This is a genomic window from Myxococcaceae bacterium JPH2, assembly GCA_016458225.1.
Lineage (GTDB): Bacteria > Myxococcota > Myxococcia > Myxococcales > Myxococcaceae > Citreicoccus.
In genome coordinates, this window is sequence record JAEMGR010000003.1 from 649126 (window position 1) to 668904 (window position 19779).

Genomic DNA, 19779 nt, shown 5'->3' on the forward strand with positions numbered 1-19779 from the left:
TCGACACGGGCAGCGTCACCCTCGCGACGACGGAAGCACCGCGAGGGTGCGCGCCCCTCCTCCGGGCCGCCTCCGAGGAACAGCTTGAGACCGTGCCTCCTGGAGGGCCCGTGTCTCCGCATCGCATCACCTGCCTTGCCCTGCTCCTGCTGGGAGCCTGTGCCTCCGCGCCGCCCCCGCGTGCGCCCGTGCGGGATGTCCCGTTCACCTATGGGCGCCAGCCCGAGGACCCCGTGCACGTCGGTCATGGCAGCGCGGGGGTGATGGCGTACTTCGAGCAACTGCGAGGCCCTCGCGGACAACGCGTGGCCTGGCGGCGCGTGGGCTCCTGCTGCGCGTTCCGGCTCACGGGCAAGCTCGCGCCTCGGCATGGCCGATTGGTCGTCTTCGAGGTGACGTACGAGGGACTCGACGAGCCCGTGCTGCTCTACGTGGATCCGTTCCAGGCCCGTGCGACCCAAGCCCCCCGAGGCTTCCAGTTCGCCCCCCAGGCCCCGCCCCGCCCCGCCGGCATCTCGCTGTAGGCCCCGCCGCGTCGCCCCGGGCGCTCCCCGGGCGAACGGGCGAGCGGGAGCACTCGAGCTTGTTTCCTCCGCGCCCGAGTCCCAGCCGACGGGCCCCGCATGACAGGATTCCCCTCCGCTTCGGTCACATCCGTGCAAGGGAGAGGTGCGGCCTCCGCGCCACTGCGGTAAGCGTTTCGCCGCGTCCCGAGTTGAGGAGGAGTCATCGTGTCCGCTGTGAAGAAGAAGCGCTGGCCCTATGTCCTTGGAGGCATCTTCGTCCTCCTCATCGCCGGGGTGGCCATCGTCCTCTGGCGGCTCGATGCCATCCTGCTGAAGACGGCGCGTGACCAGGCGGCCACGTACTCCCAGAAGCTGGGACGGCCCATCGAGATTGGCGACATCTCCACCAAGTTGTTCCCCCACGTGGGCGCGGAGGTGGAGAACGTCACCGTGGGTCCCGCCGAGGGCGAGGACCTGCCGCTCGCGCAGCTCAAGTCCATTGACGTGAGCGTGGCCGTGAGCCCCCTGCTGTCCTCGCGCGGCAAGGACATCCAGGTGCAGAACGCCGAGGTCTCCGGCCTCACCATCAACGTCATCCGGTTGGCGGACGGCACCACCAACGTGCAGCGCCTCCAGCAGCGGCTCGCGGAGCAGCAGCCCAAGGAGGAGCCGAAGCCCGAGGAGCCCTCGCAGCCCACGGACCTGTCCGGCGTGCGCGTGGATCGCGCGGCGCTCACCGACGGCACCATCCGCTTCGTGGACCGCGCAGGCGGCGCGCAGGCGCGCGAGCTGGCCATCCGGGACCTGGACATCGAGGTGAAGGACCTCCGCGTGGGCAAGCCGCTGGAGGTGACGCTGGCCGCCGCGGTGCTCGCCGAGAAGCAGAACCTGCAGATGGTGCTGAAGGCCGCGCCGCTGCCCGCCACGCTGGTGCCCACGCCCGAGCGCGTGACGCTGAAGGCCGAGCACATCGACCTGTCCCCGCTGGGGCCGTTCCTCCCTCCGGACGTGGGCCTCCAGGCCGGCACGCTGGACGCGGACTGGAAGGCGGACCTGGGCGGCGCGGTGCCCGGCGGCTCGGGCCCCACGAAGCTCGTGGGCGTCATCAAGGCGCTCGGGCTTCGCTTCGCGGGCTCGCAGGGCGGCAAGGCGCTGGACGTGGTGCTCGACACGGACGTGACGGGCGACATGACCGCGGGCGACCTCGCGCTCGACAAGCTGAACCTGAACCTGGGCCCCGCGAGCATCTCCGGCAAGGGCCGCGTGAAGGGGATGCTCACGCAGGCGCCGTCGGTGGAGGGCTTCGAGCTGACGGGTCGCAACCTCGACCCCGCCGTGCTCGCCGAGTACTACCCGCCGCTGCGCAAGCAGCTCCAGGGGATGATTGCCGGCCCCATTGGCCTGTCCGTGCGCGGCAGCGGCACGCAGGCCGAGCAGGCCCTGAACGTGGACGTGGACCTGACGCCGGTGCGGCTGCGCGTGCCGGCGCAGCTCACGAAGGAGCCGGGCGGAGCCATGAAGCTGAGCGCGCGGGTGAGCGGCGCGGCGGCCTCGGGCGGAGCGCTGCGCTTCGACGCGAAGGCGGACCTGGGCGGCGTGGACCTGCGGCCGGGCCTGCTGGTGAACAAGGCTCCCGGTCAGCGCATGGAGGTGGCCGCCGCGGGCACGTACCAGCCCACGCGCGACGGGATGAAGGTGGACGTGCCGAAGCTGACGCTCGGCGCGCTCGACGACACGATGACGGGCAGCGCGTCGTTCGCGCTCGCGGGTCAGGGCAAGAAGAAGACGACCACGTTCTCCATGGACCTCAAGAGCCCGCGGCTGGACGCGGACAAGCTCATGATGGGCGAGGAGGCCGTGAGCGCGGCCACGGGTGGCAAGGGTGCGCCGCCTCCGCCTGTCGAGGACCCCGCGCGCTTCAATGGCTACCGCGGTGACATCCGCTTCGCGGTGGGCGCGCTGCGCTACACCAACATGGACATGAGCAACGTGACGGGCGTCGTGAAGATGGTGGACGACCTCATCACGGTGGAGAAGTTCTCCACGGGCATCTACAGCGGCTCGGTGGTGGCGGACGGGACGACGATTCGCCTGGGCCCTCCGGCCGAGCAGCGGCCCTTCGACGCGAAGGTGAAGATGCAGGGCATCGAGGTCGCGCAGGCGCTGGCCGCGCACACGCCCAAGAAGGTCCTCGCGGGCACGTTCAACGGCAACGTGGACCTCAAGGGCACGGGCTACACGCCGAACCAGCTCCAGCAGACGCTGCTGGGCGGCATCAACGGCAACCTCCTGGGCGGCACGTTCATGGGCAAGGACGTGGTGGCCTCCATCTCCGAGCCGCTCGCCAAGGCGCTGCCCTTCGCGGGCAAGGCGCTCAAGAGCAACGACGTCACCTCGCTGGGTGGCGACCTGCCCTTCGGCGTGGAGATCAAGAACGGCGTCGCGCAGCTCAAGAAGCCCATCACCTGGACGCGGCCGGAAGCGGCGATGAGCTTCGACGGCGGCATCCGCCTGGATGGCTCGCTGGACCTGACGGGCGGCGTGACGCTCACGCCCGACACCGTGAAGCAAATCACCCTCGGAAAGGTGACGCCCAGCGCGGGCATCCCCGTGAACCTCAAGCTGACGGGCAAGGCCTGGAGCCCCGAGGTGACCGGCCTGGACGTGAAGCCGGCGGTGGCCATCATCGCGAAGCAGGCGGCCTCCTCGCTGGCGGGCAAGCTGCTGGGCGACAAGGGCAAGCCCGTGCAGGAGGCCATCGACGGCGGCCAGGAGAAGCTCAAGGCGGAGGCCGAGGCCAAGCGCAAGGAGATGGAAGCAAAGGCCGCCGAGGCCGTGCGCCAGGAGCAGGAGAAGGCCAAGCAGCGCGCTGCTGACGAGGCCAAGAAGCGCCTCAAGGGACTCTTCGGCCAGTAGCCCTCGCCGAAAGGGTCGACAAAATATGATGACCGGCATATTCATCCGGTCATGAGCAAGGGCGAGGAGACGCGGCGGCGGATGATTGCCGCCGCCGCGGAGATGCTGGAGCGAGCGGGCTACGCCGGAGCGGGCATCCAGGAGTTGCTCGCCGCGGGCCAGGCTCCTCGCGGCTCGCTCTACTTCCACTTCCCGGGCGGCAAGGAAGAGCTGGCGGTGGCCGCGCTGGAGGCCTCGGCGGCGGAGATGACCGCGCTCCTGCGTGAGCACCTCCGCACGGAGCGAGCCTTGGTGCCCGCGCTGCGCCGGGTGCTGACGTTGCTCGCGGACCGCTCGGAGGCCGCGGGCTTCGAGAAGGGCTGCCCCGTCTCCGCGGTGGTGCTGTCCTCCGGAGCCACCCCCGAGTCCGTGCGGCAGGCCGCGTCCGATGCGCTGCGAGGCTGGCAGGACCTGCTGATAGAGCGCCTGCGCGCCGAGGGCCTGAGCCTCTCCGATGCGCGCCGACGCTCGGGCCTGCTGTTGTCCACGCTGGAGGGCGCCCTGCTGCTCGCGCGGGCGCACCGCTCCCGCGCGCCCCTGGAGGAGTTGTCCAAGGACCTGGAGCGGCTGCTCGCGCTCCCGGACTGAGTCCCACCCGAGGCAAAGCCCGGTTGAGGCTCGCCTCTAAAATATGCAGACCGGTCTACATATGAAAGGAAGCATCATGTCGAACGAGGCAGGAGAAGTCATGGTCGTGGGCGCCACGGGCTTGCTCGGGCGCTGGCTGGTCCCGGAGCTCACGCGGCGCGGGCGCGTCGTCATCGCGGTGATGCGACAGGCGGCGGCGCGCGAGGCGGACTATCGCGCGTGGGTGACGGCGCTCGGAGGGGATGCGACGCGGATCCGCGTGGTGGAGGGGGACCTGGACGCGCCCCGCTTCGGGTGGGACGAGCAGATGGAGCACGCCTGCGCGCGGGTGCGGGACGTGTACCACCTGGGAGCGCGCTTCGCGTGGCACCTGTCTGCCGACGACGCGCGGCGGACGAATGTGGAGGGCACACGCATGGTGGTGGAGCTGGCCTCGCGGCTGCCCGCGCTGCGACGGCTGGTGCTCGTGGGCGGCTATCGCATCGGGCCTCGCCTCAATGAGGAGGGAGCAGTGGTCCCCGCGCCCGAGTCCTCATTCGACCGCCAGGGCGCGTATGAGGCCTCGAAGCACCTCGCGCATCGCGTGGGCTGGGAGACAGCGCAGCGGCTGGGCGTACCCGTCACTGGCGTGCATCCCTCGTCGGTGATTGGCGACAGCCGCACGGGCGTGACGGTCCAACGCCTGGGCCTGGGCGAGACGCTGCATCGCGTCCACGCGGGGCAGATGCCCGTGCTGCTGGGCTCACCGGAGACCTTCGTGCCCGTCATCCCCGTCGACTTCATGGCGAGCTTCCTCGCGGGGACTCCCGAGCACGCGGACACGGCGGGACAGGAGTACACGGTGCTCGACCCGGCGACGCCACCGATGCATGAGCTGGTTCGCTGGGCGGCGGAGCGCTCGGGCCGGCGGGCTCCTCGGCTGAGGCTCCCCGTGGCGTGGGTGCGTTGGCTTCCAGAGCGACTGCTCGGCACCTCCGCGGAGGCGCTCGACTTCATCGACACCGCGCGCTACCCGACGGAGCCCATGCTCGCCCTGGCGGCGCGCATGGGACTCGCGCTGCCTCCGCTGCGTGACGCCCTGAACCGCTGGTTCGATCACCTCCGGAGCGTGGCCTTCCAGCCCGAGGTCGAGACCGCGCTTGCGGCACTGCGCGCCACGGCGGCTGAGCCTCACGCCTCCGCTGCGTGAGGTCTCCATCGCTCGACGCCGAGGGGACTACGGCTCGCCCGCTCCCGCGGCCGCTGGAGGAGGACGCTGTCCGCCGCGGGGACGCATGTCCTGCCACTCGTCGCGGCGCATCTCGGTGTACTTCTGCTGCTGCTCCGAGTTGAGCACGCCGTTGACCTCCGTGTCCGTCTGCTGGCGCAGGTCGCGCAGGCCCTGGCGCAGGTCGCGCGGAGACTTGGTGCCCGCGTTCATCTCGGCCAACAGCGCCTGACGCTTGGTCTCCTCCGCCTGGAGGGTTCGCGTCACTTCGCGCTCCTGGTTGTAGTCGAGCTTCGCGTCAGTGATGAAGGCGCGCACGCGCTGGTCGCGGTCGGACTGCGCCTGCGCGCGCACCTGCTGCATCTGCTGCTGCCACACCTGCCGCTGCTCGGAGCGCGCCTCCTCCTGGACCGAGCGCACCATGTCCTTGAGGTACTGGCGACCGCCTTCCGAGTTCAGCGCCTCGCCCGCGACCATGCCGCGCATCTCCTCGCGCAGCTTCGCCACCTCGTCCACGAGCGCGGCGGGAGCGCCCATCACCACCGCGCCACCGTCGGAGGCGACGACCGGCCGGCGCTCCACTTCCATCAGGCGCCGCGACAACAACTGCACCGTCTCCTCCAGCACCTGCACCCGTTGCTCCAGCGCCTGGACCTGCGGGGGCGGGCGCGTGTCGGCCTGCTGCTCGTGGGGCGCGGGGGCGGGCGCGTCGTGCGAGCCGAAGAGGGAGACGCCGAGCGCCACGGTCGCGATGCCGACGGAAGCGAAGCCAAGGAATCGGTTCATGTTGCCTCCTGACGGGCGACACCGACCGCGTATTTCAAGGCCACCCGAGGAGCCCGGTGTCGCACAGCGCTCGCGCCCATCCAAGCGACGGGCCGGCTGAGAACCGCGGGCCGGCCCCCGCAACACCACTGTGCGCTACCACACGGACGGAGGCCCGGGGACGCCGACGCGCTCGCCCGCCCTGCTAAGCGCCCCAAGAGTCCCCCAACACAGGAGGTCCCCCATGCGCCCCGAGACCGAGCACGTAGCGCCGCAGTCTCCCGCCCCTGACGCGAGCCCGCGGGTGCGCAGCGGCGCCGACCAGCACCGCGTCCTCGTCATCGGCGGCGGCACGGCGGGCATCGCGGTGGCCGCTCGGCTGGCCCTCGCCGGGCAGAAGCGGGTGGCCATCCTGGAGCCCTCCGACCGGCACTACTACCAGCCCCTGTGGACGCTGGTGGGCGCGGGCGAGGCGCGCATCGAGGACTCCGTGCGCGAGGAGCGCTCCCTCATCCCGCGCGGCGTCACGTGGATCCAAGACGCCGCCGAGGAAGTGGACCCCGTGCGCAGGCGAGTCCAGACGCGGGGAGGCAGACAGCTCGGCTACGACTTCCTCGTCGTCGCGCCAGGAATCCAGCTCGACTGGGACCGCGTGGCCGGCCTCCGCGAAGCCCTGCGCACCGACTTCGTGACCAGCAATTACGACCCGGAGCTGGCGCCCAAGACGTGGCACTTGCTCCAGCGCTTCGAGGGCGGCACCGCCTTGTTCACCCATCCCGCCACGCCGGTGAAGTGCGCGGGCGCGCCGCAGAAGGTCATGTATCTGGCCGCTGACCTCTTCCAGCGAAAGGGCCTGCGCGAGCGCACGCGGATCATCTTCGGCTCGGGGGCCAAGGCCATCTTCGGCGTGAAGGCCTATGCCCAGATTCTCGAGGGCGTGGTGAAGCGCTACGACATCGACACGCGCTTCGAGCACAACCTGGTGGCGGTGGATGGCGAGCGACGCGAGGCCACCTTCGAGGTCACCCGCGACGGGAAGACCGAGCGCGCCACGGTGCCCTACGACTTCCTCCACGCCACCCCGCCACAGAGCGCTCCGGCGTTCATCCAGCGAGGACCGCTCGCCTGGCAGGACGGCCCGAACCGAGGCTGGGTGAAGGCAGACAAGTACACGCTCCAACACCCCGACCACCCCGAGGTCTTCGCCCTGGGAGATGCCTCGGACCTCCCCACCAGCCGGACAGGCGCGGCCATTCGCAGACAAGCCCCCGTGCTCGTGGAGAACCTGCGCGCCGTCATGGCGGGCCGTCCACCCCCGGCCCGGTATGACGGCTATGCCTCGTGCCCGCTCACCACGGGCTATGGCCGGCTGCTGCTCGCCGAGTTCGACTATGAGGGCAAGCCCACCCCCAGCCTCCCCTTCATCAACACGCTCCAGGAGCGGCGGGACATGTGGTTCCTGAAGAAATACGGGCTGCCGCGCCTCTACTGGAACTTCATGATGCGCGGGCGAGCCTAGCGAGCGCTCGAAGTTCGAGACTGGCCGTCGTCCCGCCGTGGAATGATGTTCTCCCCGGAGGCCGGCATGCTCTTGCGACAGCTCTTCGATTCGGAGTCCTCGACTTTCACCTACCTGCTCGCCGACGAGACGACTCGGCGGGCCGCGCTCATCGACCCGGTCCTCGAACACGTCGAGCGAGACCTCGCGTTGCTCGCGGAGCTGGGCCTCCAGCTCACGCTCGTGCTGGACACCCACGTGCACGCGGACCACATCACCAGCGCGGGCATGCTGCGCCAACGCACGGGCGCGCGGGTGGTGGCCTCGCGGCGAGGCGCTCCGTGCGCGGACCTGCACGTGGGCCAGGGAGACGTGGTGCACGTGGGCTCACTCGCGGTGCACGTGCTGGAGACGCCGGGCCACACGGATGACAGCCTCAGCTACCTGTGCGGCGACGCGCTGTTCACCGGCGACGCGTTGCTCATCCGCGGCACGGGGCGCACCGACTTCCAGAACGGCGACCCGGGGCAGCTCTACGACAGCATCACGCGGCGCCTCTTCTCACTCCCGGACGACACGCGCGTGTACCCGTGCCACGACTACGCGGGCCACGCGATGAGCACGGTGGGCGAGGAGAAGCGTCACAACCCCCGGCTGGCCGGAAAGTCTCGTGACGAGTTCATCACGTTCATGAACAACCGCCGCATTGCGCCACCCCGCAAGCTGGACATCGCGGTGCCGGCCAACCGCGCCTGCGGACTTCCGCCCGAGTCCCCACACGTCGCGGGTTGAGCACCACCTCGGTCGTTGCATTCAACGGCGAGCGAGCCGAGATTCGGCGGCATGAAGCTCCGCCCCATCACCGAGGTCGCTGCCGAGCTGGGTCTGTCCCCCGAGGACGTGCTTCCGTGGGGACGTGACCGCGCCAAGGTCTCGCTGGACGCGCTCGCGCGCCAGCCTCCGCGAGGTCGGCTCGTCCTCGTGTCCGCCATCAACCCCACGCCTCCGGGCGAGGGCAAGACGACCATGTCCGTGGCGCTGGCCATGGGCCTGCGTCAGCGCGGACGGCGCGCGGTGGCGGCGCTGCGTGAGCCCTCGCTCGGGCCTGTCTTTGGCGTGAAGGGTGGCGGCACGGGCGGCGGCGAGGCCAGCCTGGAGCCCGCGGCGGACATCAACCTGCACTTCACCGGCGACCTGCACGCCATCACCAGCGCGCACAACCTGCTGTCCGCGTTGGTGGACAACTCGGTCTACTACGGCCACCCGGTCGCGATGGAGGGCACCCGCGTGCGCTGGCGCCGCGCGCTGGACATGAACGACCGCTTCCTGCGCAACGTCATCGTGGGGCTCGGCGGCAAGGCGAACGGCGTGCCTCGCGAGACGTCCTTCGACATCACCGCCGCCAGCGAGGTGATGGCCATCCTCGCGCTGTCCGAGGGCCTCAAGGACCTGGAGGCGCGGCTGGGCAACATCGTGGTGGGGCAGCTCGCGGACGGCTCGGCGGTGCGCGCGCGGGACGTGAACGCGGCGGCGGCCATGGTGGCCCTGCTCAAGGACGCGCTCATGCCCAACCTGGTGCAGACGCGCGAGGGTGGGCCCGCGATTGTCCACGCGGGCCCCTTCGGCAACATCGCGCACGGATGCAGCTCCGTGCTGGGCACGCGCCTGGCGCTGGCCTATGCGGACGAGGTGGTGACCGAGGCCGGCTTCGGCTTCGACCTGGGCGCGGAGAAGTTCCTCGACATCAAGTGCCGAGGCGCGGGCGTCTGGCCACGAGGCGTGATGCTGGTGGTGACGCTGCGCGCGCTCAAGCACCACGGCGGCGCGCTCCCGGCGCAGGTGGCCGAGCCAAATCGAGAGGCCCTGCTGCGCGGCTTCGACCACCTGGAGAAGCACCTGGAATCAGTGGCCGCGTTCGGCCTGCCCGCGGTGCTGTGCGTGAACCACTTCCCGCAGGACACCGAGGCGGAGCTGGACGAACTGCGCGCGTTCGCCAAGGCGCGCGGCGTGGGCATCGCGGTGTGCAAGGGCTACGCGCAGGGCGGCGCGGGCTCGGTCGAGCTGGCGGACGCGGTGCTGGCCATGCTCGACGCGACGGACGCGGCGCCGCCCAAGCCTCGCTTCCTGTACTCACTGGAGCAGTCGCCGGAGGAGAAGATTCGCGCCATCGCGCGCAGGGTGTACGGCGCGGACGACGTGGCCTTCACCGCGAGCGCCCGCAAGGACCTGGACGCCGCGCGGGCACTGGGTGGCGCGGGACTCCCGGTGTGCATGGCGAAGACGCACCTGTCGCTGTCGGATGACCCGACGAAGACGGGCCGGCCTCGGGGCTTCACGTTGACGGTGCGCGAGGTGCGGCTGTCCGCGGGCGCGGGCTTCCTGGTGGCACTGACCGGAGACCTCCTCACCATGCCCGGACTGCCGCGCGAGCCCGCGGCGCGGCGCATCATCGTCCACGATGACGGACGCATCACCGGACTGATGCAGGGAGAGTAGTCTCGGCCGCCTCGGGCGCCGGACCGCATGTGTCGGGCGGCCCATGGAGGAGCCATGCATCGGAAGTTCGCGGGAGTCATCGTCACGGCCTCGCTGGGGGCCATGGGTTGCAGTGCACCGGGCGCTACCGCCCACGCGGGCGACACGGGCGCGCTCGAACAGTCAGCGCGCCTGTCGCCCACCGAGGCGCGCGAGCGTCTGCACGCGGCGGACGTGGCCATGTCCGAGGCCAGCGCGAAGTCCGGCTCGGCGCAGGGCTTCGCCTCGTTCCTCGGAGACGAGTCCGTGCTGCTCGTGGAGGGCCAGTACGCACTGAAGGGACGCGAGGCCATCCGCGCGCACCTCACCGCGCACCCGCTGGAGCACGGCGGAACGATTCGATGGACGCCCATGCGCTGGGACGTGAGCGCCGACGGCCAGATTGGCTACTCCGTGGGACAGGCCACGGTGGACCTCAAGGGCGCGGACGGCGCCGCCAAGCAGGAGCACGCGCGCTACATCTCCGCGTGGAAGCAGCAGGCGGATGGCTCGTGGCGGGTCATCGCCACCGTGCGCAATCCCGCCAAGGTCGCGCTCACGCCGCCCGAGGGCTTCGCGTCGTCGCACACCACGGCGTCAGCCGCGCCGCGCACGCTCACCTCGGCCGCCGTGCTCGCCGAGGCCTTCGCGGCGGACTCCGCCTTCTCCACCCTCTCCACCACCGAGGGCATGGGGCACGCCTTCTCCACCTACGCCGCGGAGGACGCGCTGCTCATCGCCGGCGCCACGGGCCTGTTCGGACGCGAGGCCATCACGAAGGCCTACGGCCCTCTCACCAAGGACAAGCTGGACCTGCGCTGGGAGCCCGTGCTCGGCGACGCCGCGACCTCGGGCGACCTCGCCTTCACGGTGGGCCGCGCCAAGGTCGTGGAACCCGGCGCGGACGGCAAGCCGGAGACCGATTTCGTGAAGTACCTCACCATCTGGCGTCGACAGCCGGACGGCACCTGGCGCTACGTCACCGACGGCGGCAACTCGAGCCCGGGCCCCAACGGCCCCTGAGCCTCACGCGTCTCGAATGAAAACGGGCCGCCCCTCCTCGCGAGGGACGGCCCGGGGTGTCTCAGCAGCCCGAGCGCGCCGCTAGACGCGGAACGCCGTGGAGAGCTGCTGGAGCTTGCCGAGGCTGGAGTTGATCTGCGTCACCGCCTCCTCCGCGTTGCTGGTGGCCGCGACCACGTCGCTCATCATCTCGGAGAGCTGCGTGACCACCTCGGTCATCTGCGCGATGCCCGCGTTCTGCTGGGTGACGGAGGCCACGATTTGCCGCGCGGCCTGGCTGCTCTCCTGCACCACCGTGGTGATGTCCTTGAGCGTGTTCGCCGAGGACAGCACCTGCTCGATGCCCTCCTCCATCTTCTGGCTGTCCCCTTCCGCGATGGACACCGTCTGACGGATGGCCTGGTTGATCTCCAGGAGGATCTTGCCGATGCGCTGGGTGCTCTGGAGCGACTGACCGCTGAGCGCGCGCATCTCCTTGGCCACCACCGCGAAGCCGCGGCCCTCTTCCCCCGCGCGCGCCGCCTCGATGGCCGCGTTGAGCGCCAGCACGTTGGACTGGTCCGCCAGGTCCTTCACGCTGCTGATGATTTCGCCGGCGTGCACGGCCTGCTCGGACAGGTGCCCGATGCTGCCCACCAGCGCGCCCACCCGCTGGCGGATCTGCTGGAGCCCCTCGGCGCTCTTCTCGATGGAGACCTGACCGGACGCGCTGAACGCATCCGCCTGCGCCGCCACCTTGAGCACCATCTCCGCGCGGCTCGCCGCCATGTTGGACGTCTGGGCGATCTCCGCGATGGTGGAGCTGGCCTCGGTGAGGCTGCGCGACTGGTTGGTGAGGAAGTTGAGCTGCTCGTGGCTGGCCGAGTTCAACCGGCCCGCCGCGTTCGTCAGCTCCGAGACCACCGCGTGCAACGTCTGCGGCACCTTGGCCAGTCGGTCCATCAGCGTCTGGATGCTGCGGGCCAGGTCGCCCACCTCATCCTGCGAGCGCGCGTCGATGGGCAGGCTCAGGTCACCCTCGCTGGCGATGCGCGTGGCCGTGGCGGTCAGCCGGGCCAGGGGCAGCGTCACCTCGCGCATCATCCAGAAGGTCAGCCCCGCCAGGGACGCGATGCACAGGAGCGACAGCAAGAGCACCCAGCCCTGCGCCGTCGCGTGCGAGGAAGACATCTCCGTGAAGGAGTCGCGGAGCGCGGCGTCGTCGTGCGCCAGCGACTTCTCCAGCAGATCGCGCACCGCCTTGGTCGGCTCCTCCAGCCGCACCAGCATGGCGTCCGCCCCGGCGTCACCGCGCGAGGCCAGCGTCACGGCGTTGGAGGCCACCTCCCAGTACGCGCGGAAGGTCGCCACCTGTTCATTCACCCGCGCGGGGTTCATGCCCGGCAGCGCGCGCGCCGCCTCCAGGTCCTTCTCCAGGAGCTGCGCCTCGTCCCGCAGGGCCTGCACGTGGGCGGCGCTCTTGTCCGCCACGGCGTCCACCACGTCCTGGTGCAACACGGCGAACGCGGATTGGACGCGCTGGCCCTGAGACACCGCGGGTGAGAGCTCCTGCCCGATGCGCTCGTTGAGCCGCCGCGCCGTGGCGCCCTGAACCATCGAGACCACCAGGATGGCCACCAGGAACAGCGTGGCCACCACGGGCAGCACCATCATCTTCTGCTTGAGCATCAGCCGCATCGGGCGTTGTCTCCCCCACACGAGGATTGCCGGGTCCTCCCCGTCCACCGCCCGTCGCGCCAAAGCATGTCGCCTGTCCTTTGAAGCGGGGGCAGATCCGCCGCGCTCGTCAGGATAGCCGGGTCTTCCCCCTGTCGCTCAAGCCCGACACCCACGATTTCAACTGAAACACGAGTCTGTTTCCGCCCAGTGGGGTGAACGCGACCCAATGCCTCGTCAGGTCGGACCTCGGAGGCGGGATGCCAGACGTCTCCCGCTCAACGAATGGGTTGCCATCGCCGTGGATCATTCCAGCGGCGCCTCCGGAGTGGGGGGCCGGAGGCGCGAAGACAGCTCAGTTGCGCTGGATGGCGCTCTTGGGGACGAGGATGACCACGTCCTTGCAGTCCGAATAGATGATGGAGCTCATGTCCTGGTAGTTGTGCGTGGTGCGCCCGTTGTTGCGCACGATGCCCATGTCATTGCCCTTGGACCCGCCGCTGTAATCCCAGCCATGGCGCGTCTGGAAGATGATGGCGCCATCCGGGACCTTCCCCTCGGCGACCAGCTTCTTGTACTGCGCGGCCGAGACGACGTTGGCCTTCGCGTCGCCGTAGTTGCTGTGGATGGTCTGCTGACGCGCGCCCGGGAAGGGAATGGACTCCCAGCCATGGCGCAGCATCTGCGCCATGCCGCCGCGCGGGTTGTTCGGATCATTCCCCGTGGCCGCGGGCGTGTTGGGGATGCCCAGGCGGTGCATGTTGTCGAGCGTCGTCTTCACGCAGTAGCCCGTCTCGCCGTTGCGGAGCGCGGCGGTGGCCAGCTTCTTCAGCGTGGGGTCGTTCGTGTTGATGCGCACGCCGTTGCCCAGCACGGCGCCGGAGTCCTTCGTCTCCTGCGTGGTGGTGCTCTGCGGGGTGACGGTGCCCGGCTTGCTGTGCGTGCCGTGCGCGGCCTTCTTCTCCAGCGCGGCGAGCGTGGCCTTGCCCACGTAGCCCTCGGCGCCCGCGCCCGGCTTGAGGCCCGCGGCCTTCTGGAAGTCCGCCACTGCCTTCTTGGTCACCGGGCCGAACTTGCCGTCCGCCGGGACGCCGAGCATCTGCTGGAGGTGCTTCACGGCCGGGCCCTGCATGCCCTCGTGCAGCGTCTTCTTGCCCTCCTTCACGTCGTGCAGCGAGGGCGCCGGAGTCCACTTGTGCGCCCCCGAGGTCTCGAAGCCGTCCCCCACATGCGCGGGCTTGTTGGGGACGATGCCCGTGTTCGTCCCCGGCCTGGGGGGAACGATGCCCGTGTTCGTCCCCGGGCCCGGCTTGGGAGGGACGATGCCCGTGTTCGTACCCGGCTTGTTCGGGACGATGCCCGTGTTGGTGCCCTGCGTCGCCGCGCCGCCGAAGTGCGGGGCCAGCGCCTGCGCGCGCGCCCACACGTCGTTGGAGTAGTCGTTGCCCGTGGTGCCGACATCCATGTTCTTGATGGTGCGAACGTTGCCGGTGCCCGAGTTGTACGCCGCCACCGCGCCGCGAAGCTGCTGCACCGGGGGCCAGTCCGGGTGCTTCTTCTTCACCTCGTTGAGCATCCCCTTCAGGATTCCGGCCGCCTGCTCGATGTGCTCGGTGCTGTACGGGCCGCCCTGGGGCTTGTGATAGCGCTGATCCACCTGCATCAGCCCAAAGCCATTGCCGTTGTCCCCGCGGCCGGAGCGGTCCAACGCCGCGCCCGCGCGCGACTCGCGGCTGGCAATGGCAGCCAACAGCGCGGGGGGCAGGTCATACTTCTTCGCCGCCGCCTCGATGCCCGCCGTGTACTTCTTCAGTCGGGCCAAATCCGTCTGCGCCATCTTGTGGGACGCGTCCACGCCCGCGCGCAGCCCGTCCTGGCTGGCGGTGCGCTGCGAGGCGCCCGTCGGCTGGTACTGCGAAAGAATGGCATTCGGGTCACGGCCGGTCGCCCGCGCGGCGGTGAGTTGCGTTGCGGTTGTACGCGTCGGCTGAGAATGGACAGACGTGGTGCCACTCATGGAACGCCCCAGGAGCACCCGTCCGCCGGAAACGCGGGCGCCAGTGATTGACATTGCTCCGGCCTCGTCGGGGTTTTCCCTCGGGGGCGATTTAAAGTTGCGAAACCATCTTGTCACGAAAGTCACGAACTCCAGGTCGGACTTCACCCAGCGGCGTCTGCCTTTCCAGTGGCGCTGCGGCTTTTGCGACATGGACAAACAAAGACACCCATTCGTGACTCACGCGGCGCGTCAGGACGGCTCAAAAGCATTGGCACACGGCCGTGACCGCCCTGAAGGCTTGTCCTCTGTCCGATGACAGACACATCAATCGCGACACCCGGAACACCTGTCACGCGGGGTCCCGTGGTATGGGCTGGCGATGACGCGCACCTTCGAGGCGTACGTGGCAGAGGCCGAGGCCGCCTCCGTGGACGGCTGGGACTTCTCCTGGCTGGACGGCCGCGCCACGGAGCAGCGCCCGTCCTGGGGCTACCATCGCCTCCTGGCTGAGCGCCTGCCGCGAGCCTCGGCCGCGCTCGACCTCCAGACGGGGGGCGGCGAAATCCTCGCCCAGGTGCCCACGCTGGCCCGGCTCACGGTGGCCACCGAGTCCTGGCCTCCCAACGTGGCGAAGGCCACGCGCCTCCTGCATCCACGCGGCGTGGCCGTGGTGGTGGACGAGGACAAGCCGCCCCTGCCCTTCGGCGACGCGGCGTTCGACCTCGTCGTCAGCCGCCATCCCGTGAAGACCTGGTGGCACGAGATTGCCCGCGTGCTGCGGCCCGGCGGCACGTACTTGTCCCAGCAAGTGGGGCCCGCCAGCGTCTTCGAGCTGGTCGAATACTTCCTCGGCCCTCAGCCGCCCGAGGTGCGTCGCCGGAGGCATCCCGACGACGCACGCGCGGAGGCGGAGGCCGCGGGGCTGGAGATCATCGACCTCCGCCTGGAGACACTGCGCACCGAGTTCTTCGACATCGGCGCGGTCATCTACTTCCTGCGCAAGGTCATCTGGATGGTGCCGGGATTCACCGTCGCCGCGTACCTGCCTCGGCTGCGGGAGCTGCATGAGCACATCCAGGCCCAGGGCCCCTTCCTCGCGCACACCACGCGCTTCCTGGTGGAGGCGCGCAAGCCCGCGTGAGGCGAGGCGTCACACGGGCGCGACGATGCGCTCGCGCCCCGCGAGCACGATGCACGCGGCCAGCACCTTCGGGCTGAAGCGGTCGCGCTCGCCATCGTCGAAGGCCTGGGCCAGCACCTCCGGATCATCATCCAGGAACAGCGTGGAGCCGACCCGGTCGTACAGGTGGTCCAGCAGGCTCCGGCAGCAGGCGCACTGCCGCGCGCCCTCGAGGGCATGGGAGGCGCGGCGGCGCGCGGTGGACAGCTCTTGCGCGCCCAACAGGCGAACGGCCTTCAGGGCGCACGGGGACTGAGCAGCAGGGACAGCGACGGCGGCGAGCAGGCTCCTCAGGAATGACGGCAGCTCCATGGTGTGACTCCTCCGAGCCGGGCCGTGTGGGCCCCGGGCACCTGCTCTCAAAGGCATCGGACGTGCCATGTCGCCGGGGGGCCAAGGCCGCGATTTCCGGCCCCGTTTCGCCCGGGGTGCCGCGGCCCCCTTTCATCCTGCAAGCCCGCGGGTTGCAGGGCGCAACCTCGGGGCGCTCAGCGCAGCGGGCCGGGATAGTAGGGGGAGATTTCCTGACGGCAGGCGGTGTCGCACTCGGGGAAGCGCGCCAGGAAGGTGGCCTGCTGACGGCAGCGAGGGATGAAGTCCTTGCCCGCATCGGACAGGCACATCAGGCGGAACCCCTGCTGCGTCTCGTGGAAGAGCGCCTTGCGCTGCGCCGGAGCCATGGCCAGGAGCGCGCGGTCCTCACTGCTGTGAAGCCATAGCCACACGCCCACCAGCATCAGCGTCACCACGCCCAGCAGGATGACGCGCGGGCGCCACTTGCTGGGCGGTGGGTCTACGTCTCGTGAGAAGAGGCGGCGCTCTCCAGGGTCATCTCCGTCATCTCCAGGGGGGGTCGAGGTCGTCATCCCAAGCACGCGCATGACTCCTTTCCATCGCAAGGGGAATGCCAGCGCCAGCGCACCGCCCGCGAGGTGTGCAGGACCCATCACGCCGTCACCGCGTTGCAGGTTGCAAGCTCGACGTGCGCGCGCGCGTGCGGCTTGCAGTGCGCTCCGAGGGGAAGCGCCGGGAATCACGCGCGCACGTCGTGACGGCGAGCCGTGGGCGCGGCCTGCCCTTAGGATTGGCCCCATGGAAGTGCGAAGCGACACGGAAGCTGGCGAGCGCCCCATGCGCGTGCTCGTCGTGGATGACGAGCGGAACATCCGCCACACCCTCCGGGTGTGCCTGGAGGGCTTTGGCTGCGAGGTGCGCGAGGCCGCCACGCCCGAGGCCGCCCTCGCCGCCCTGGCCCAGGCGCCCGCCGACCTGGCGTTCGTGGACCTGCGGCTGGGCTCCGCGAGCGGGCTGGACCTGCTGCCTCGGCTGCTGGCCGAATCGCCGGGCCTGGACGTCATCCTCATCACCGCCTACGCGACGTTCGACACGGCCGTGGAGGCGATGAAGCGGGGCGCGCGCGACTACCTGCCCAAGCCCTTCACGCCCGCGCAGATTCGCCACGTGGTGGACCGCGCGCGAGCACACCGCGAGCTGTCCTCGCAGTTGGGCAACCTGGAGGGCCAGCTCGCGCAGTCCGTGCCCGAGGCCACGCTGGAGACCGGCTCCTCCGCGATGCACGCGGCCATCGGGCTCGTGACGCGCGCGGCGAGTTCGGACGCGGCGGTGCTGCTGCGCGGGGAGAGCGGCACGGGCAAGGGCGTGCTCGCCCGGGCGCTGCACTCGTTGAGCACGCGCCGACGGCGCCCCTTCGTCACGGTGAACTGTCCCACGCTGTCCGAGCAGCTCCTGGCCAGCGAGCTGTTCGGCCACGTGCGCGGGGCCTTCACGGGCGCGGTGAAGGACCAGCCGGGGCGCGTGGAGCAGGCCGAGGGCGGCACGCTGTTCCTGGATGAGATCGCGGAGATGAGCCCCGCGCTCCAGGCGCAGTTGCTGCGGTTCCTTCAAGAGAAGCAGTTCGAGCGATTGGGCGAAGGCCGCACGCGCAAGGCGGACGTGCGCGTGGTGGCAGCGACCAACCGCGACCTGGAGAAGGACGTGGCGGAGGGGCGCTTCCGCGAGGACTTGATGTACCGGCTCAATGTCATCGAGGTGAAGCTGCCCGCGCTGCGCGAGCGCCCCGAGGACATCCTGCCGATGGCGCGGCGCTTCGTGGCGTTCTTCGCGCGCGCGGCGCAGCGGCCGGTGCCGGAGCTGTCGCCCGCGACGGAGAAGATGCTGGTGGCGTGGCCGTGGCCGGGCAACGTGCGCGAGCTGCGCAACGCGGTGGAGCGCGCGCTCATCGTCTGGCCCGCGGGCGTGCTGGAGCCGCAGGCGTTCCCGGAGCGCATCGCGGCGGCGAGCGGCTCTGTGGTGGCGGTGGGCGGCGAGCACACGCTGGAGGAGGTGGAGCGCGAGCACATCCTCCGGGTGATGTCCTCGGCGCCCACGCTGGACGAGGCGGCGCGCATCCTGGGAATCGACGCGTCGACGCTGTGGCGCAAGCGGAAGAAGTACGAGGCCGGTCCATCGGCGCCCTGGCCAGCGGGCGAGGAGGACCCGGGCCCCTCGCGCCCGAGCAAGTGATTGCGGCGGCGCGCGGCCGTGCGGACCGTGAAGGCTGGACCTCGCGAGTCACGAGAGGCGGCCCCATGGACATCCTCGAGCTGATGATTCAGCAGCACCACGAGGCGGTCGCGCTGTTCGAGGCCTTCGCCGAAGCCCCGGACGACGAGCGCCCGGAATTGGCCATCCAGCTCGCCGAGGCGCTCACGCTGCACCTCACCATCGAGGAGCGGTGGATCTACCCCATCGCCCGCCGCACCGTGGGCGAGGAGGCGCTCGCCTACGCCGAGGAGGAGCACGACGCGCTCAAGCGCCTCATCCTCGCGATGCTGCGCGCGCGCAATGACCTCCCAGCGCTGGGAGACGCGGTGCGCGAGCTGGAGCAAGCGGTGCGCGAGCACGCGCAACAAGAGGAGCGCGCGGTGCTGCCTCGGCTGGGTGCGCGGGCGACGGAGCAGGGGTTGGGGCTGTCGTGCGCGGACATCGTCAAGCGCGCGGCGGAGTTCCGGCGCGAGGCGTTGAGTGAGCAAGGAGGCGAGCCCTGGGCTTGAGGGCGTGGGGCTCGGCGGGTTGCAATCCTGGCTCGCGCGACTAGATTGGCTGGGCCTCGCGAGAGAATCGCGGGCATGACTCCCGGGTTCCAAGACAGATGACGGTTTCGCTCACAGCCCTGATGAGGCACGCGCCGCGCCGGTACTCCGTGCGCCGGACGCTGCCTGCTCACGGCCGAGCCACCGCCTGGCTTGTCGCCCACGCCCCTCGCCACGCGTAGTTCCTCGGCGGGCGGCGTCCCTCTCACCCTCGTAGCAGCCTGGATTGCGTCCGCAGGGGCGCGTCCGGGCATCGCGCCTTGAGGCCTCCCCGCGTCGGGAGGACTCGGGGCGCGTGGCCACCTTCCCTCACCGGAGACGTACCGACATGACCCGAGACCATCGCCTCATCGTGACCGACATCGACATGGAGCGCCTGGAGCGCGTCGTCGAGCAACATGGCGGCACGCGCAACGCCGCGCCGGTGGAGCAACTGGAAGCGGAGCTGGCCCGCGCCGAGGTGACGCCCTCGGCCAGCATTGCGCCGGACGTGGTGACGATGAACAGCAGCGTCGTCTTCGAGGACGAAGAGACGGGCGAGCAGCGCACGGTGACGCTCGTGTATCCGCAGGACGCGCGCAACGGAGACGGGCGAGTCTCGGTGCTCGCGCCCATCGGGAGCGCGCTGCTGGGCCTGTCGGTGGGGCAGACCATCGAGTGGCCCCTTCCGGGAGACCGAACCAAGCGCCTGCGCATCGTGGCCGTGCCGTATCAGCCCGAGGCCGCGGGCCACTTCCACCTGTAGGTTCGTGGGAACGATGCTGTGACTCCGCCGGACGTGAGCCGGCGGAGGGAG

The 19779-nt window shown here is 70.4% G+C and carries 17 protein-coding genes; 12 read left to right on the forward strand and 5 right to left on the reverse strand.

Going from position 1 to position 19779, the window contains the following annotated elements:
* Positions 1-110 precede the first annotated feature (110 nt).
* From JGU66_07430 to JGU66_07445, 4 genes are all read left to right on the forward strand, one after another.
* Positions 111-524 (forward strand): fibril protein, encoded by a 414-nt coding sequence (locus JGU66_07430; protein ID MBJ6760591.1) that lies wholly within the window; start codon positions 111-113, stop codon positions 522-524.
* A 207-nt stretch (positions 525-731) separates the two neighbouring features.
* The gene (locus JGU66_07435) at positions 732-3422 is read left to right on the forward strand and encodes an AsmA family protein (protein MBJ6760592.1); all 2691 of its coding nucleotides are present in this window, start codon (positions 732-734) and stop codon (positions 3420-3422) included.
* A gap of 51 nt (positions 3423-3473) precedes the next feature.
* The gene (locus JGU66_07440) at positions 3474-4049 is read left to right on the forward strand and encodes a TetR family transcriptional regulator (GenBank protein ID MBJ6760593.1); all 576 of its coding nucleotides are present in this window, start codon (positions 3474-3476) and stop codon (positions 4047-4049) included.
* 76 nt (positions 4050-4125) lie between these two features.
* Positions 4126-5238, forward strand: coding sequence for an SDR family oxidoreductase (locus tag JGU66_07445; GenBank protein MBJ6760594.1), 1113 nt, complete (start codon positions 4126-4128; stop codon positions 5236-5238).
* 27 nt (positions 5239-5265) lie between these two features.
* On the opposite strand, the gene JGU66_07450 is transcribed toward JGU66_07445, so the two are convergent.
* Positions 5266-6042: a hypothetical protein gene (locus JGU66_07450; GenBank protein MBJ6760595.1), complete on the reverse strand. Its 777-nt coding sequence runs from the start codon at positions 6040-6042 to the stop codon at positions 5266-5268.
* Positions 6043-6265: 223 nt separating this feature from the next.
* Between JGU66_07450 and JGU66_07455 the strand changes: the two genes are divergently transcribed.
* The 4 genes from JGU66_07455 (at position 6266) to JGU66_07470 (ending at position 11056) form a co-directional block, all read left to right on the forward strand.
* Positions 6266-7540, forward strand: coding sequence for an NAD(P)/FAD-dependent oxidoreductase (locus JGU66_07455; protein ID MBJ6760596.1), 1275 nt, complete (start codon positions 6266-6268; stop codon positions 7538-7540).
* Between the two features lie 66 nt (positions 7541-7606).
* On the forward strand, positions 7607-8311 hold the full coding sequence (locus JGU66_07460) for an MBL fold metallo-hydrolase (protein MBJ6760597.1): 705 nt from the start codon (positions 7607-7609) through the stop codon (positions 8309-8311).
* 51 nt (positions 8312-8362) lie between these two features.
* On the forward strand, positions 8363-10015 hold the full coding sequence (locus tag JGU66_07465) for a formate--tetrahydrofolate ligase (protein MBJ6760598.1): 1653 nt from the start codon (positions 8363-8365) through the stop codon (positions 10013-10015).
* Positions 10016-10069: 54 nt separating this feature from the next.
* A complete protein-coding gene (locus tag JGU66_07470) occupies positions 10070-11056 on the forward strand; it encodes a DUF4440 domain-containing protein (protein MBJ6760599.1) in 987 nt (328 codons plus the stop codon).
* An 81-nt stretch (positions 11057-11137) separates the two neighbouring features.
* On the opposite strand, the gene JGU66_07475 is transcribed toward JGU66_07470, so the two are convergent.
* Positions 11138-12733, reverse strand: coding sequence for a HAMP domain-containing protein (locus JGU66_07475; protein ID MBJ6760600.1), 1596 nt, complete (start codon positions 12731-12733; stop codon positions 11138-11140).
* Positions 12734-13067: 334 nt separating this feature from the next.
* On the reverse strand, positions 13068-14729 hold the full coding sequence (locus JGU66_07480) for a peptidoglycan-binding protein (GenBank protein MBJ6760601.1): 1662 nt from the start codon (positions 14727-14729) through the stop codon (positions 13068-13070).
* Positions 14730-15090: 361 nt separating this feature from the next.
* Between JGU66_07480 and JGU66_07485 the strand changes: the two genes are divergently transcribed.
* Entirely contained in the window at positions 15091-15852 is a 762-nt protein-coding gene (locus tag JGU66_07485; protein MBJ6760602.1) for a class I SAM-dependent methyltransferase, read from the forward strand.
* A 9-nt stretch (positions 15853-15861) separates the two neighbouring features.
* Here the strand turns inward: JGU66_07485 and JGU66_07490 are convergent, their stop codons facing one another.
* Both JGU66_07490 and JGU66_07495 read right to left on the reverse strand, forming a co-directional pair.
* The gene (locus JGU66_07490; protein ID MBJ6760603.1) at positions 15862-16203 is read right to left on the reverse strand and encodes a hypothetical protein; all 342 of its coding nucleotides are present in this window, start codon (positions 16201-16203) and stop codon (positions 15862-15864) included.
* A 176-nt stretch (positions 16204-16379) separates the two neighbouring features.
* Positions 16380-16772 carry a hypothetical protein gene (locus JGU66_07495; GenBank protein ID MBJ6760604.1) on the reverse strand — a complete coding sequence of 131 codons (393 nt, stop codon included), beginning with the start codon at positions 16770-16772 and terminating at the stop codon, positions 16380-16382.
* Positions 16773-17022: 250 nt separating this feature from the next.
* Here JGU66_07495 and JGU66_07500 point away from each other — a divergent pair, with 250 nt between their 5' ends.
* From JGU66_07500 to rnk, 3 genes are all read left to right on the forward strand, one after another.
* Positions 17023-18414, forward strand: a complete 1392-nt coding sequence (locus tag JGU66_07500; GenBank protein ID MBJ6760605.1) for a sigma-54-dependent Fis family transcriptional regulator — start codon at positions 17023-17025, stop codon at positions 18412-18414.
* Positions 18324-18944 (forward strand): hemerythrin domain-containing protein, encoded by a 621-nt coding sequence (locus tag JGU66_07505; protein ID MBJ6760606.1) that lies wholly within the window; start codon positions 18324-18326, stop codon positions 18942-18944. The genes JGU66_07500 and JGU66_07505 overlap by 91 nt, the downstream gene beginning before the upstream one ends.
* A 367-nt stretch (positions 18945-19311) precedes the next feature.
* The gene (gene rnk / locus JGU66_07510) at positions 19312-19728 is read left to right on the forward strand and encodes a nucleoside diphosphate kinase regulator (GenBank protein ID MBJ6760607.1); all 417 of its coding nucleotides are present in this window, start codon (positions 19312-19314) and stop codon (positions 19726-19728) included.
* Positions 19729-19779: the final 51 nt, after the last annotated feature.

What these genes read in the sequence shown, in the direction of transcription:
- JGU66_07440 (MBJ6760593.1), top strand. Translation starts at nt 3,474, where the DNA reads ATGAGCAAGGGCGAGGAGACGCGGCGGCGGATGATTGCCGCCGCCGCG.
- JGU66_07445 (MBJ6760594.1), top strand. Translation starts at nt 4,126, where the DNA reads ATGTCGAACGAGGCAGGAGAAGTCATGGTCGTGGGCGCCACGGGCTTG.
- JGU66_07450 (MBJ6760595.1), bottom strand. Translation starts at nt 6,042, where the DNA reads ATGAACCGATTCCTTGGCTTCGCTTCCGTCGGCATCGCGACCGTGGCG.
- JGU66_07455 (MBJ6760596.1), top strand. Translation starts at nt 6,266, where the DNA reads ATGCGCCCCGAGACCGAGCACGTAGCGCCGCAGTCTCCCGCCCCTGAC.
- JGU66_07460 (MBJ6760597.1), top strand. Translation starts at nt 7,607, where the DNA reads ATGCTCTTGCGACAGCTCTTCGATTCGGAGTCCTCGACTTTCACCTAC.
- JGU66_07465 (MBJ6760598.1), top strand. Translation starts at nt 8,363, where the DNA reads ATGAAGCTCCGCCCCATCACCGAGGTCGCTGCCGAGCTGGGTCTGTCC.
- JGU66_07470 (MBJ6760599.1), top strand. Translation starts at nt 10,070, where the DNA reads ATGCATCGGAAGTTCGCGGGAGTCATCGTCACGGCCTCGCTGGGGGCC.
- JGU66_07475 (MBJ6760600.1), bottom strand. Translation starts at nt 12,733, where the DNA reads ATGCGGCTGATGCTCAAGCAGAAGATGATGGTGCTGCCCGTGGTGGCC.
- JGU66_07480 (MBJ6760601.1), bottom strand. Translation starts at nt 14,729, where the DNA reads ATGAGTGGCACCACGTCTGTCCATTCTCAGCCGACGCGTACAACCGCA.
- JGU66_07485 (MBJ6760602.1), top strand. Translation starts at nt 15,091, where the DNA reads ATGACGCGCACCTTCGAGGCGTACGTGGCAGAGGCCGAGGCCGCCTCC.
- JGU66_07490 (MBJ6760603.1), bottom strand. Translation starts at nt 16,203, where the DNA reads ATGGAGCTGCCGTCATTCCTGAGGAGCCTGCTCGCCGCCGTCGCTGTC.
- JGU66_07495 (MBJ6760604.1), bottom strand. Translation starts at nt 16,772, where the DNA reads ATGCGCGTGCTTGGGATGACGACCTCGACCCCCCCTGGAGATGACGGA.
- JGU66_07500 (MBJ6760605.1), top strand. Translation starts at nt 17,023, where the DNA reads ATGCGCGTGCTCGTCGTGGATGACGAGCGGAACATCCGCCACACCCTC.
- rnk (MBJ6760607.1), top strand. Translation starts at nt 19,312, where the DNA reads ATGACCCGAGACCATCGCCTCATCGTGACCGACATCGACATGGAGCGC.